Below are 14,323 nucleotides of genomic sequence, written 5' to 3'. Positions count from 1 at the left end.
CACGGTCGGTGGACGTCGCTGATGCGACGTCCACTGCCGGCGGTCCGAGCGGGGGGCATCGCCCCCCGCTCCGATCCACCTTCGCCTTCGGCCTCCTGCTCAAGGTCGCCTTCCTCGCCACCGTCAACGCCCTGTCGATCTATGCGCTGACGCAGCTGATCCCCGAGGGTGTGTGGCTCGCCGTGGCGTTCGTCGTGATCGCCACCGTGGCGATCGACGTCGTCTACCTCAACACGTCGCGCTGGTCGATCCCGTACAAGTACCTGGTCCCCGGCACGATCTTCCTGCTGATCTTCCAGCTCTACCCGGTCGTCTACACCGCCTACATCTCGACCACCAACCTCGGCACCGGCAACATCCTCAGCAAGGACGCCGCGATCGAGCAGGTCGTCGCCACCTCGATCAGCGCCACCGAGAGCGACACGTCCTACACCGCCCAGGCCGCCCAGGATGCCGACGGGACGCTCGGCCTGATCCTGATCGACGAGTCGACCGACCCGCCGTCGCTGTTCGTCGGCACCGCCGAGGAGCTGACGCCGATCACCGAGTCGGACGTCACCCGCGACGGTGACCGGATCGCGGCAGCCGCCGGCTTCACGGCGCTCAACCTCGGTCAGGCGGCAGAGTTCGAACAGGCGCTCGCCGACCTCGAGATCCCGTCGGACGAAGGCGTCATCCGGTTGCGGACGTTCACCCGCGCGTCGCTCGTCGAGTTCCGCCTGCAGTACGACGAGGCCACCGACACCGTCCTCGACATCGACACCGGCGAGGTCTACCGGCCGTCCGAGGGGTTCTTCACCGCTGACGACGGCACCCGGCTCACGCCCGGCTGGGAGATCAACATCGGGTTCGACAACTACCGGCGCGTCTTCGAGTCCGAGGCGATTCGCGGCCCCTTCTTGAGGGTGTTCATCTGGAACTGGGCGTTCGCGGCCGGCACGGTGTTCTTCGGCTTCGCAGTCGGGCTCCTGCTCGCGATCGCGCTCGAACACCCGCAGCTCCGGGGCAAGAAGCTCTATCGCGCGCTGCTGATCTTCCCGTGGGCGATCCCGTCCTTCCTCACCGTGCTCGTGTGGCAGGGCATGATGAACAAGAACTTCGGCATCATCAACGACCTCACCGGGCTCGACACGCCGTGGCTCACCGATCCGTGGATGGCGCGAACGTCGGTGATGATCGTCAGTACATGGCTGACGTTCCCGTACTTCTTCGTCGTGTCGACCGGGGCGCTGCAGTCGATACCGAAAGAGCTCAACGAGGCGGCCCACGTCGACGGTGCCAGTGGCCCGCAGGCGTTCCGCACGATCACGCTCCCGTTGTTGATGATCGCCGTGGCGCCGCTGATGATCGCCTCGTTCGCGTTCAACTTCAACAACTTCAACACGATCTACATGCTCAACCGCGGCGGTCCGCCGATCCCGGGCGCCGAGACGCCGGCGGGCAGCACCGACATCCTGATCACGTACACGTTCCGGCTCGCGTTCGAGAGCGGTCGCGGTCAGGACCTCGCCTTCGCGACCGCCATCTCGATCCTGATCTTCCTGCACGTCGCACTGTTCAGCGGCTGGAGCTTCCGCAAGACCGCCAGGTTGGAGGAGATATGACCGACATCACCGCCGACTCCACCGCTGCCGGCCAGGCCGGCACCGCGGCCGACGCACCGGTGTTCGTCAAGCGTCGCATGCCGTTCCGGCGCTGGTTCCGCACCGTCGGGTGGCGTCATCTCGTCGGATTGGTCGCGCTGGCGTTCGCACTCTTCCCGGTGCTGTTCGTCGTGTCGTCGTCGCTCAACCCGGCCGGCACCCTCGGCGGGTCGACACTCATCCCGTCCGACGTCTCGTTCATCAACTATCGCGACCTGCTCAACGGCACGGATGCGCCGTACCTCGACTGGCTCGTCAACACGCTGTTCGTCGCCGGCGGCGCCGCGGTGCTCAACACCGGGCTCGCCGCGTTCGCGTCGTACGCGTTCAGCCGCATGCGGTTCGCGGGGCGCCGATCGGGATTGCTGGCGATCCTCCTGATCCAGATGTTCCCGACGACGTTGCTGTTCGTGGCGCTTTTCGTGTTCGTCACCGACATCGGTGGGGTCTTCCCCGGCCTCGGACTCGGTTCGCGCACGATGCTCCTCATCATCTACCTCGGCGGTGCGCTGGGCATCAACACCTGGCTGATCAAGGGCTACTTCGACACGATCCCGCGCGACCTCGACGAGTCGGCGCTGATCGACGGCGCCACGCACGCGCAGATCTTCTTCCGTGTGATCCTGCCGCTCGCCGCGCCGATCCTCGCCGTGGTCGCCCTGATCACGTTCGTGTTCACGATCAACGAGTTCGTCGTCGCGTCGGTCGTGCTCGGGCAGGGTGACGACAACAACTTCACGCTCGCCGTCGGCATGTTCCGGTTCATCGACGGCCAAGGCGGCGAGTGGGGGCAGTTCGCAGCGGGGTCGGTGATGTCCGCCATCCCCGTGGTGCTGCTGTTCCTCTTCCTCCAGCGGTGGATCGTGTCGGGCCTGACCGCCGGCGCCGTCAAGGGCTGACACTCGGTGCCGATCCGTCCAGGCCCCGAGGCCCACCACGACGGCTCCGAGACGTACCTGTCGAACCCGAACCCCGAGCTCGGCGAGACGGTCACCGCGTTCGTGCGGGTGCCGATCGACGCCGACGTCGAACGCGTGGTCGCCCGCGTCGTCCAGGACGCCCAGCCGTTCAACGTCGAGGCCGAGCTCGACCGCGCGACGGCGCGCGAGCAGTGGTGGCGGGTCGACTTCGAGGTCGTCAACCCGGTCACGTCGTATCGCTTCCACCTGCGCAACGCCGCCGGTCGTACGTCGTGGCTGAACGGCGAGGGCGTTCGGCCCTGGGAGGTCACCGACGCGGCCGACTTCCGACTCTCGACCGAGCATCGGCCGCCCGAATGGGTGCGGCGCACCGTCTGGTACCAGGTCTTCCCCGACCGCTTCTCGCGTCGATCCGACGGGGCACTCGAAGCCGAGCTGCCCGACGGGGCATCGTCGAGCGAGTGGGACGAGCCGGTGTGCGAGGCGCTGCCCGACGCGATGACCCAGTTCTACGGCGGCAGTCTCAACGGCGTCGCCGACCGCCTCGATCACCTGGCGACGCTCGGCGTCACCGGCATCTACGTCTGCCCGTTCTTCCCGGCGCCTTCGAACCATCGGTACGACGCCAGCAGCTTCGAACGCGTCGACCCCCTCCTCGGCGGTGACGAGGCGCTGCGGCGCCTCGTCGACGAAGCAGGTCGCCGCGGCATGCGCGTCATGGGCGATCTCACGACCAACCACACCGGCGACCACCACGACTGGTTCACGGCCGCGCTCGACGATCCGCGATCGCCGACCCGTGCCTTCTACTCGTGGCACGCCGACGGCACGCACGAGAGCTGGCTGGGTGTTCCGTCCTTGCCGAAGATCGATCACACCTCGAACGAGCTGCGAACGGCGCTCTACGACGGGCCGGATTCGGTCGCCGGCCGCTTCCTCGGCGACGAGTTCGGTCTGGCCGCGTGGCGCATCGATGTCGCCAACATGACCGGCCGGTACCGCGACGTCGACCTCAACCGGCTGTGTGCGACGACGCTGCGGCAGACGATGCGGGCCGTGCGCCGCGACGCGTGGCTGCTCGCCGAGCACTATCACGACGCGGCACCCGACCTCGACGGCGGCGGCTGGCACGGCACGATGAACTACGCCGGGTTCACCCGACCGACGTGGACATGGCTCCTGCGAGACGACATCGACGTCGAGGCGTTCGGCGAGCCCGGTGCGCTCCCGATCCGCGCCACCGCCCAGGTGACGAAGTCGATGCGCGCCTACCTGGCGCGCATCCCGTACTCGGTGGCGTTGACGAACTTGAACCTGCTCGGCTCGCACGACAACTGCCGGTGGGCCCACGCGAGCGGCTCGCCGGCGAGGCACGCCGTCGGCGCTGCGATGCTGTTCACGTGGCCGGGATCACCGTCGGTGTTTGCCGGCGACGAGGTCGGTCTCGGCGCCGATGCATCGTGGGACGTCACCGCCCGCTTCCCGTTCCCGTGGCACGATCCGTCGGGCTGGAACACCGAGGTGCTCGAGACCTACCGCGAGCTCATCGAGCTGCGCACCTCATCGGCGGCGCTCGCGGTCGGCGGATTGCGATGGTTGGACGTCGGTGACGATCACCTGGTCTTCTTGCGCGAGAGCCGCGATCAGCGTCTGCTCGTGCACGTCGCCCGCGCCGACCACGAGCCGCATCGCGTTGCTCTGGACGAGCTCGCGGCCACCGACGCCCACGTCGTCGCCGGGGCGCCGGCGACCGCCGAGCGTGGACTGCTGCAACTCGACACATCGGGGCCGACCTGGCGCGTGGTGGAACTGACGTCGTGAGACGGCCGTTGGCGGCGTGTGTCGCAGCGTCGCTCGCCCTCGCCGCGTGCTCGAGCGGCGACGACGAGACCCAGGTGATCGACGACGTCGCGACCGTCCCGTCGACGACGCCCACCACGGCCGGCGCACCCGCCGACACGCCGGCGACGGCGGATGCGACGATCGCGCCGGCGGCGACGGCGCCCCCCACCACCGAGCCGCCTGTGGGCGGACCGGTGCTCCCCGAACCCCTTCGTTCCCCGCTCGCCGACGATGTCATCTACATGGTGATGACCGATCGCTTTGCCAACGGTGACCCGTCGAACGATCTGGGAGGCGACGCCGAGGGCGGTGCGAGCGACGACGACATCCTTCGCCACGGCTTCGACCCGACCCGGACCGGCTACTACCACGGCGGCGACATCGCCGGTCTCGCCGGCCGGCTCGACTACCTGCAGGGCCTCGGCATCACGGCGATCTGGCTGACGCCGGTGCTACGCAACAAGCCGGTGCAGGGCGACGGCACGATCGACGGCTCGTCGGCCGGCTACCACGGCTACTGGCAGCTCGACTTCACGCAGATCGATCCGCACCTCGGCACCGAGGAGGAGTTCCTGGCCTTCGTCGACGCCGCCCACGATCGCGACATGAAGGTGATCGTCGACGTGGTCGTCAACCACACCGCCGATGTCATCTCGTACGGCGACCAGTCGACCCGCTACGAGCCGGTCGCGCTCGTGCCGTACCTCGACGCCGACGGTGACGAGTTCGACGTGCGTGCCCTGGCCGGCAGCCCCGAGTTCCCGGACCTCGACCCGGCGATCAGCTTCCCGCTGGTCCCGTCGGTCGCACCGGGCGACGAGGATGCCAAGGCGCCGGCGTTCCTCAACGATCTGACGAACTACCACCACCGCGGTGAGTCGACGTTCTTCGGCGAGACCTCCCTGTACGGCGACTTCGTCGGCCTCGACGACCTGTTCACCGAGAAGCCCGAGGTCGTCGAGGGGATGATCGATGTCTTCGGCGAGCTGATCACGCGGTTCGGCGTCGACGGGTTCCGCGTCGACACGGCGAAGCACGTCAACGACGAGTTCTGGCAGGAGTGGCTGCCTGGGATGCGCGACGTCGGCGGGCCGGACTTCGCGATCTTCGGCGAGGTCGTCGAGCCCGATCCCGACGTGCTGTCGCGCTACGTGTCCGACGTCCCGTTCCCGTCGGTGATCGACATGCGGATGGACGACGCGATCGAGCGGTTCGCCGCACAGGGCGCAGCAACCGACGAGCTCGCCGGCATGTTCGCCGGCGACGACTGGTTCACCGACGCCGACTCGAACGCCCACCAGCTCGTCACGGTGATCTCGAGCCACGACTTCGGCCGTCTCGGTGGCGCGATCGACCGCGCGGCGCGCCGTGACCCGCGCAGCGAGGAGGAACGGTTCGCACGCATGCGGCTCGGCCTCGCGGCGCAGTTCCTCAGCCGCGGCACGCCGATCGTCTACTACGGCGACGAGCAGGGCTTCGCCGGCGTCGGCGGCGACCAAGCCGTCCGCGAGGACATGTTCCCGAGCCTGACACCGCAGTACGCCGCAGGCGACAACATCGGCAGCGAGGCGACGCCGGCCGACGACAACTTCGATCCGTCGCATCCGCTGTACACCGTGATCGCCGAGCTGGCGGCGCTGCGGGCCGATGCCGAAGCGCTGCGGACGGGCGCGCAGACGGTCGTCTGGTCGCAGCCCGAAGCCGGACTGATCGCCTGGACGCGCCGCGGCGCCGACGGCGTCGAGCATCTGGTGGCGCTCAACAACAGCGACCAGCCGGCCTCGGCCTCGATCGCGACGCTGACGCCCGACTCGTCGTTCACGGCGCGCTACGGCGATGTCGACGGCGAACTCCTCTCTGATGCCGACGGGCGGGTCGACGTCGGCCTGCCGCCGTTCGGTGTCGGTGTGTGGGTGGGCGGTGCGCCGGCCGCCGTGCTCGAGGGGCCTGCCGGCCTGTCGATCGAGGCGATCCCGAACGCCAGCTTCCTCGGTCGCGACCTCGGCTTCAGGCTCGCCGGCGAGCTGCGGGCACCGGTCGACGTCGTGTTCGATCTGAGCACCGATGGCGGCCAGACCTGGTCGTTGCTGGGCGTCGACGACGCCGCCCCGTACGTCGTCTACACCGACCTCGACGACGTGGTCGGTGACCTGATCGTGCGAGCGAGCGTCTGGGTCGGCGACGACCTCATCGGCTCCGTCGACCGCGCCATCGTCTGAGGCGCCGGCTTCGCAGCAGCCGTGGCATCCGCCGATCGAAGGCGCGCTCGGGCGGGCGGTGGGCGAGTGTCGGTGCGGCAGCCCGGTCAGCGCGGGTTCCGGCCGGTCAGGCCGAGGAACCTCGTCATCGCGTCTGCATCGTCGGGGACGTCGACCGGCTCGGCCGTCAGCCGCATCTTCCGGAGCGTCTCGGACATCGGCGCGATCGTGGCGAGCGCTGCCTCCGCGACGCCCTCGTCGGCGTGCGCCTCCTGACCCGTCGCCTCCGCGAGGTCCCACGAGTGGGCGAGCGGGTCCCACGTTGCGAACGCGACCAGCTGGTCGATCGACATCTCGCCCCACCAGAAGTTGCCGTGGGTGTGCAGCGCTCCCTGGGTGTCGAGTGCTTCGAGCACCCGGTCGCGCGTCGCGTCCCAGTGCCCGACCGGGTCGTCGCCGACATGGGGCATCGTCGGCATCGCGATCTCGCCGGTCTCGGCCATCTGCGCCACGGCACCGATGACGCCGCACTCGTGAGCGACCAGGTCGCGGGCGCACCACCCTTCACAGGGTGTGTCGGCGTCCCACTGATCGGGCCGAACCCGCTGCACGACGGCGTCGAAGCCATACAGCGCCTTCGTGAAGTTGCGCAGGTTCTCGCTCATGCGACGACCCTAGGTGGGCGACGCGACCTCACCTGAGCCGGGCGGTCAGGGGCTGTGCTCGGCGTCGACGGCCCCCACCGACCACACGATCTGTATCGAGCGGCGTGTGGGAGACTGGGGTCGTGCCGGGGGACGGCGAACAGGTGCCAAAGCGAGTGACGATCTTCATCTCGTCGCCGGGTGATGTGATCCCCGAACGCATCCGCCTGGACGAGGCGATCGATCGCCTCCGGACCGAGTTCGCGTCGCATCTCGAGCTGCGGACGGTGCGGTGGGAGGAGCTGCCGCTCTCGGCGACCGGCCACTTCCAGACGCAGATCCCCCGGCCATCCACGACCGACATCGTGATCGTGGTCTTCTGGTGGCGGCTCGGCACGCCGTTGCGAGGACGCGCCAACTGGCCCCACGAGTGGGACGGTCCGCTGTCGGGCGGTGAGGTCACCGGGACGGAGTGGGAGTTCGAGGAAGCGATCCGCGGCGCCACCGAGCAGGACGGCACACCCGTCGTCCTCGTCTACCAGAAGCTCGGGATCCCGTCGTTCAGCTCGGACGAGCAGATCGCGTCGTATCCGTCGGAGAAGGCACGGGTCGACGGCTTCATCGCTCGCTGGTTCAAGGACCCGGTGACCGAGACCTACGTCAACGCCTGGCGCGACTTCTCGGACGAGGCGCAGTTCTCGGACATGGTCGACGAGCACGTCCGTGCCCTGCTGCGCAGACAGATCGAGGTGCACGGACCCGACGTCGCCTGGGCCGAGAGTCCGTTCCGCGGCCTGGCGAGCTACGACGTCCGCGACGCACCGATCTTCTTCGGCCGCACGCGCGCTCAGCAGCGGCTCCGGGCGCTGGCGGAACAGCGCGAGGAAGCCGAGTCGCCGTGGGTGCTCGTCACGGGTGCCACCGGCAGCGGCAAGTCCTCGCTGATACGTGCCGGGTTGCTGCCCGACGTCCTCAAACCGGGCATGGTCACCGGCGGCCGGCAGCGGGACGGTCGGCCCGTCGCCGTCGGCCTGGCCCGCTACGTCGTCGTCCGACCGTCCGATCGCGGCGGCGACCCGCTGGCCGCGCTCGCGAGCGGACTGCTCGACGAGTCCGGGCTGCCCGAGCTCGCCGCGCCCCCGTTGCTCTACGACGATGCCCAGCTCGCACGCCTGCTGGCCGAGGGTTCGGACGCCGCCCGGCATCCCATCAAGCAGGGTCTGAGCGCCGCCGCGGACGACCTGTCCGACCACTACCGCCCGCTGCTCGTCGTCGTCGTCGACCAACTCGAGGAGACCTTCCGGCTCGCCGAGGAGCGTCAGGACGAGCTGCTCGCTGCGCTCGACACGCTGGCCGGCGCCGACGACGTCTGGATCGTGGCGTCGATCCGATCCGACTTCCTGGCGCAGCTCGATCGGCACCCGCTCGCCGAACGCTTCGGCCCCGAGGGCCGATTCCTCCTCGGACCGCCGACCGGCCGTGAGCTCGGACAGATCATCACCCGGCCGGCCGCCGTCGCCGGACTCTCGTGGGGGCACGACGACCAAGGCCGCTCGCTCGACGAGGAGCTGCAGAACGCTGCTGCGCGAGATCCGGCGGCGCTGCCGTTGCTCGGGTACGTGCTCGAGCAGCTCTGGCATCGGCGAGGTGCGACAGGTGAACTGACCTTCGATGCATACCGCGCCCTGGGTGGCCTCGAGGGCGCGATCGGGGCGCGGGCCGAGGAGGTCTTCACGACGGTGCAGGAGCAGGCGCAAGCGGCGCTTCCCCGCGTGCTCGGGCAGCTGGTGAGCGTCGGCCAGGGCGACGAGGCCAGGCCCGTGTCGCAACCGGCGCCGCTCGGCCGCTTCGAGCCGGGGTCGGCCGAGCGCGAGCTCGTCGACGCATTGCTGGCACCGGAGGCGCGGCTGCTCGTCGCCGACGGCCACACCGTCCGCGTGGCGCACGAGGCGGTGTTGACGCACTGGCGACGCGCTGCCGCGCAGCTCGAGACCGACAAGCGCGACCTCCAGCTGATCGCGCGGCTGCGCGATCAAGCACGGCGGTGGCTCGCGGTCGGCGACGACGCGGCGCGGGCGAGCCTGCTGGTGTCACCCGGGCTGCCGCTGACCGAGGCCCAGGACCTGCTGGCGCGACGCGACCAGGAGCTCGACGACGACGTCACGGCGCTGATCGAACAGTCCTCGGCGGCGGCAGCGCTGGCGAGTGAGGCCGAACTCGCGGCGGAGCGTGCTCGACGAGAGGAAGCCGAGTGGCGCCAGCTCAACGCCGAGAAGCTGGAACGGCGCGCGGCCGCCGAGGAGTACTTCGCCCGCGGGCTCGAGGCGCATGCTCGTGCCGACGTCGTCGAGGACGAGGCGTGGCGGCCGAACGCCGCCGACTACGCGAGGTTGCTCCGTGAACGGGCCGGTGACCTCGCAGGGGCCGGCGCAGAGGCGTTGGCCGAGGCGTACGAGCTGCATCAACGGCTCGCCGACCATCCGCGCCGTGCGGCCGAGCCGAGCGACGACGACGCAGGGCTGGTGTTCTCGCTCGAAGCGCTCCCAGCCCGCAACGGCAGCTGCTTCCTGGTCCACTACGGCGACGCGGCGGCGCCCCGCTTGGCGATCGTCGACGGTGGCGATCGTCCGACATGGGCACGGGTGCTCCGCCCGGCCCTGGACGAGCTGCGCGACCGGCGCCGAGCCGATTCGCTCGGGATCGAGCTGGTCGCCGTCACGCAGTACGACATCCAGAGCATCGGCGGCATCGCATCGATGTTCAACGATCTCGCCGACGACCGATCCGAAGCCGAACGTGTGGACATCGAGCGGCTGTGGTTCAACAACTTCCAGGGGATCGTCCCGTCCGAGCCCGCCCATCCAGGCCGCAAGTCGTTCAAGTGGACCGTCCGGGAGGCTGCCGAGGAGCTCGGGATCCCGGTGAACGAACCGTTCGATCAGTTCGTGATGCCCGCCGAGATCGGGCCCGCTCAGTTCGAGCTGCCCGGCGGTCTGGAGATCACGGTGATCGCGCCGCCGAACGAGCGCGTGGTCGATTGGTACCGGCGATGGATCCGCGAACAGGAGGAGGCGGGTGTCATCATGGACTCCGAATCGGTCGCGCATCTCGAGCGGGCCGTGCACGAGTTCGCGTCGAGCTCGGATGTCACCCTCGTGCGGCGTCCCCCTGGCACCTACTCGCCGTCCTCGACCGGTCGCCGATCGGACCAGTCGGTCGTGAACCTGTCGAGCCTCGTGATGGTGCTCTCGTTCGCAGGGCGGACGATGCTGCTGACGAGCGACAGCCGGCACGACTTCATCATGAGCGGCCTGTTCGACGCCTGGCTGCTCGACCCGGACCACGGCGTCGATGTCGACGTCATGGTGGTCCCCCACGGCGGGAGCACCCGCAACGTGACCGCCGAGTTCCTCGAGCAGGTGCGGGCCGCAGACTACGTCGTCATCCCCGAGCGACGATTCCACCTGCCCGACCCGATGACGATCGACATGCTCTCGGCCACACGAGGTGACGCAGCCACCCTGCACGTCGGGGGCCACCTCCGTGACGAGCAGCGCGCCGAGCTGGAAGCGATGGTCGCTCACGCCGGCCTCCGGTCGGTGTTCCCGCAGCACTCGGAGGCATCCGTCGTCGTCGACCTGCTGCAGCCGGTGCCGCCTGCGCTGCCGTAGGCGTGCTCGAGCCTCGGTGTCATCGGTCGTGCGCAGCCTGCCCGTCCTGACGTCGAACGGGATCGGACGTCAGGCGCGCTGGCGATCCGCGAGGTCGACGTCCCCGCGTTGGGTGTCGGCGTCGTCGGTGCCGGTGAGGCGGGGGAGGAGGAAGCCGAGCCGCAGGAAGCCGAGGCCGACGACGAGGAAGAGTCCCGCCCGCCAGAGTGCGTCGACTTCTTGCAGGTCGACGGTCAGCAGCTTGCCGACGGTGATCGCCAGGACGGCCAGACCGACGCCGCCGACGTCGGCCCGCTTCCGAACTGCGCCGGCCACCAGGACGGCGGTGCCGACGACCGCCCACGAGATCGACACGGCCGCCTGCCCCTGAGGGAGGTGGACCAGGACCGAGCCCAGCCAGACCAGCGTCAGTGCCAGCACGGCCAGCGAGGTGATCTGCTGGACGATCACCTGGCCGGTCTGCCAGGCGGCGACCGCGACGGCTGCGATGATCACCAGGTGGGCGACATCATCGCCCGCCGGGGCGTCGTCATCCCAGGCCTCGGTCATCGCGACCATGACGAAGCCGGCCGAGACGGCCAGGAGGACAGCTGCGTTGATCAGCACCCGGACGCTGTCGCCGAGCGCTCGCCCGAGGACGACGAGGCCGGCGCCCTGCACGGCGAGCGCGGTGAACGCCACGGCGGTGGACAGGAGGATCGCGAACCCGATCGACAGCGTGACGCTGGCCCCGATCAGGAGCGACACGTGGTGCGCAGGGACGAGCCACGGTCGCACCGAGAAGGCGACGATCGCAGCGCCGACCGCGATCGCGATCGCCGCCACGCCGACGGATGTGTCGCTGTCGAGGTCGGCCGAGATGCTGACGATCCCGAGCGCCCACGGTCCGGCGAGTGCGGCGAGTTGCACGTCGAGCTGCTGCCACGCCGACGAGAGGTCGCCGATGCTCGGTACCCGTACGAGCGAGGCGGTGAGCAGGATTGCTGCGACCACGACGGGCATGTGCTCGATCGTGCGATCCGACACGTCGGCCAGTGCGAGCAGCGCGATGAGCCCGGCACCGTGGGCGAGGAACCGCAGCGCGAACCATCCCTGAGCGAGCGCCATGGCGATGCCCATCGCCACGACGCCGACGATCGCCACCACGCTCGTGAGGGCAGGTGGCTCGCCGTCGCCGATCACGAACCAGCCGACGATGCCGCCGAGGAGCGTTGCCGCACCGACCCACTCCGACGGGATCCGCCAGGTCAGTGCGTAACCGGCGAGGCCCACGACTGCCGTGAACACGAAGGCGGCGTCGTCGCCGGCCTCGTCGATGAACAGGTTCGATGCCGCCGTGGTGAACAGCGCCAGGACGCCTCCGGCGCACAGCGCATGGGTCCAGGCGGGACGGGTCGACTGGAGCCGGAGTCCGGTGGCGATGAGCGCAACGGAAATGGTCACGGCGCCGCCGAGTTGCAGCCCGGGCCCGATCCAGCCGCGGCTGATCGCGGTGCTGACGGCGAAGCCGACGGCGAGCACGACCAGGCCCACCCCGCCCCACTTCAGTGCTCGTTCGGTGTCGAACTCGAACGTCCTGCGCTCGAGGTCGGGCGATCGTGCGAGGCCAGGCGCGGGCCAGGCGGGTGGCGGCAGCGTCGACGGTGTGGCGGGCCTCGGCGCGGGTGCGGGGAGGTCGATCCGTCCGTGGACCTGCTCGAGGTCGGCCTCGAGCCGCCGTACGCGCTGCTCGAGCTCCTCGAGGCGCGCCAATGGATCGTCGCTCACGATTCCATCGTGACAGTTCGCGCCGGTCGCCGCTCGGGTACCTCCCGACATGGCGGTGAGAGGGCCACCCGCCGTCGCCCCCTCACCGCTCGTTCGCCTGTCGTGCGGCTCAGACGTGACGTCGGTCAGTCGTCACTGTCGTCGTCATCGCCACCGCTGTCGTCGTCCTCGCTGTCGTCGTCGTCGGAGTCGTCGTCATCGTCGCCGTCGACGACCTCGCAGAGCACGAGCTCGTCGTTGCCGCCGCCGCCGTCGCACTCGTCGGTGTGCGGGCTGGTGTCGACACCCTGCGGTGGCTCGGCCGGGGCGTCGCCGTTGACGAAGTCGTCGCCCGGGCCGCCGTTCAGCTCGTCGCTGTCGAAGCCACCGAAGACGCCGTCGTTGCCCTTGCCGCCGTTGACCTCGTCGTCGCCGAAGCCGCCGACGACGAAGTCGTCGTGCTTGCCGCCGTCGATCTCGTCGTCGCCCTGGTTGCCGAAGATGCTGTCCATGCCGGGCCCGCCGTCGATCTCATCGTTGCCGGGACCGCCGCGGATCTGATCGTCGCCCTTGCCGCCGTCGATCTCGTCGTCGCCGCCGTTGGTGCCCTCGGGGTTGCCGAAGAAGTCGGCGCTGTCGCCGATGACGAAGTCGTTGCCCTTGCCGGCGTCGATCTCGTCGTCGCCGGCGCAGCCGAAGATGATGTCATCGCCGCCGCGTCCGTCGATCTCGTCGTCACCCTCGAGGCCGAAGATCAGATCGGGGCCGTTCGTGCCACGGATCTCGTCGTCGCCGTCGGTGCCGACGATCAGGTTGAGGCCGGGCGGGATGAGCGGATCGTCGGGCGCGATGCCCGGGCAGAGCTCGGGTGCTGGCGGGCCGAGCGACGTGACCGTGACGTTCAGTTCGCCGCCGATCTCGGTGTCGAGTGTGTCGGGCGATCCGTCCCAGTCGGGCGGGATCTGATCGTCGATCGACTGGATGTAGTACTGCACGCCGGCCTCGGCGATGAAGAACACCTCGACCGGTCCGCCGGCGACGCAGTCGAACCCGCCGGGCGTGTCGGCCACGACGTTGAAGCCGGGTGTGATGAACATCGGTGGCACGGCGCTGACCTGCACGCGCACCGTCTCGCCGACCATGAGCTGGTACCAGACCGTCGCGTCAGGCGGGTCGGGTGTGAAGAACGGCGGCGAGCCGCAGGCGTTCTTCGCCTCGAGGTCCTCCGGATCGTCGTTGGTCGCCATCGTCGTGTCGACCGAGTCCTCGAACGGGGCCGGCCCGAGGACGACCTCAGTGGCTGTGGCGAACGCGTCGTTCGGCGGTGGGTCGACAGCGTGCGCGGTATTCGCAGTGCCGAGGGCGGCGGCGGCCACGAATGTGGCGGCCAGGGTGAGACGTGTGCGCTTCATCGCACACCTCCTTCGTGGATCGTGGTCGTGCAACGTCGCGCTCGGCCGGAGCGCGACGAGTACTCGGTGGTGCTCGGTCAACCCCCTCTCGTCGTGGTCCGGTCGTGTGGCGGTGCGACCGCCGGGGGTCGTGGGCGCAGCAGCTAGGCCAGTCTCGCGCCTGGTAGCTGGCGTGTCACGCGCGTTGGGCGATGACCCGGGCGCGCAATTTGACCTGACCGAACAGGTGTTCGATACTCGCGTTCTT

The 14,323-nt window shown here is 69.6% G+C and carries 8 protein-coding genes; 5 read left to right on the top strand and 3 right to left on the bottom strand.

Features of this window, described 5'->3' with window-relative positions:
- From QNJ12_RS20255 to QNJ12_RS20240, 4 genes are all read left to right on the top strand, one after another.
- On the top strand, positions 1 to 1,604 hold a 1,604-nt coding region (locus QNJ12_RS20255), incomplete at its 5' end, for an ABC transporter permease subunit (protein WP_300625465.1).
- A gap of 77 nt (positions 1,605 to 1,681) precedes the next feature.
- Positions 1,682 to 2,542 carry a sugar ABC transporter permease gene (locus tag QNJ12_RS20250; RefSeq protein ID WP_367281823.1) on the top strand — a complete coding sequence of 287 codons (861 nt, stop codon included), beginning with the start codon at positions 1,682 to 1,684 and terminating at the stop codon, positions 2,540 to 2,542.
- Between the two features lie 6 nt (positions 2,543 to 2,548).
- Positions 2,549 to 4,384: a glycoside hydrolase family 13 protein gene (locus tag QNJ12_RS20245; RefSeq protein ID WP_300625463.1), complete on the top strand. Its 1,836-nt coding sequence runs from the start codon at positions 2,549 to 2,551 to the stop codon at positions 4,382 to 4,384.
- Positions 4,381 to 6,624, top strand: coding sequence for an alpha-amylase family glycosyl hydrolase (locus tag QNJ12_RS20240; protein ID WP_300625462.1), 2,244 nt, complete (start codon positions 4,381 to 4,383; stop codon positions 6,622 to 6,624). Before QNJ12_RS20245 ends, QNJ12_RS20240 begins: the two co-directional genes overlap by 4 nt.
- A gap of 86 nt (positions 6,625 to 6,710) precedes the next feature.
- Here the strand turns inward: QNJ12_RS20240 and QNJ12_RS20235 are convergent, their stop codons facing one another.
- A complete protein-coding gene (locus QNJ12_RS20235) occupies positions 6,711 to 7,268 on the bottom strand; it encodes a TIGR03086 family metal-binding protein (RefSeq protein WP_300625460.1) in 558 nt (185 codons plus the stop codon).
- Positions 7,269 to 7,411: 143 nt separating this feature from the next.
- Here QNJ12_RS20235 and QNJ12_RS20230 point away from each other — a divergent pair, with 143 nt between their 5' ends.
- On the top strand, positions 7,412 to 10,918 hold the full coding sequence (locus QNJ12_RS20230) for an AAA family ATPase (RefSeq protein ID WP_300625458.1): 3,507 nt from the start codon (positions 7,412 to 7,414) through the stop codon (positions 10,916 to 10,918).
- Positions 10,919 to 10,987: 69 nt separating this feature from the next.
- Here QNJ12_RS20230 and QNJ12_RS20225 read toward each other — a convergent pair whose 3' ends face one another.
- Positions 10,988 to 12,685: a DUF2339 domain-containing protein gene (locus tag QNJ12_RS20225; protein WP_300625456.1), complete on the bottom strand. Its 1,698-nt coding sequence runs from the start codon at positions 12,683 to 12,685 to the stop codon at positions 10,988 to 10,990.
- A 125-nt stretch (positions 12,686 to 12,810) separates the two neighbouring features.
- Entirely contained in the window at positions 12,811 to 14,076 is a 1,266-nt protein-coding gene (locus QNJ12_RS20220; RefSeq protein WP_300625454.1) for a calcium-binding protein, read from the bottom strand.
- Positions 14,077 to 14,323 lie beyond the last annotated feature (247 nt).

Origin of the sequence: Ilumatobacter sp. (genome assembly GCF_030065885.1) — a bacterium.
GTDB lineage: Bacteria > Actinomycetota > Acidimicrobiia > Acidimicrobiales > Ilumatobacteraceae > Ilumatobacter.
Note: the sequence above shows the minus strand (reverse complement) of the source record. Positions and strands in the feature narration are given on the sequence as shown.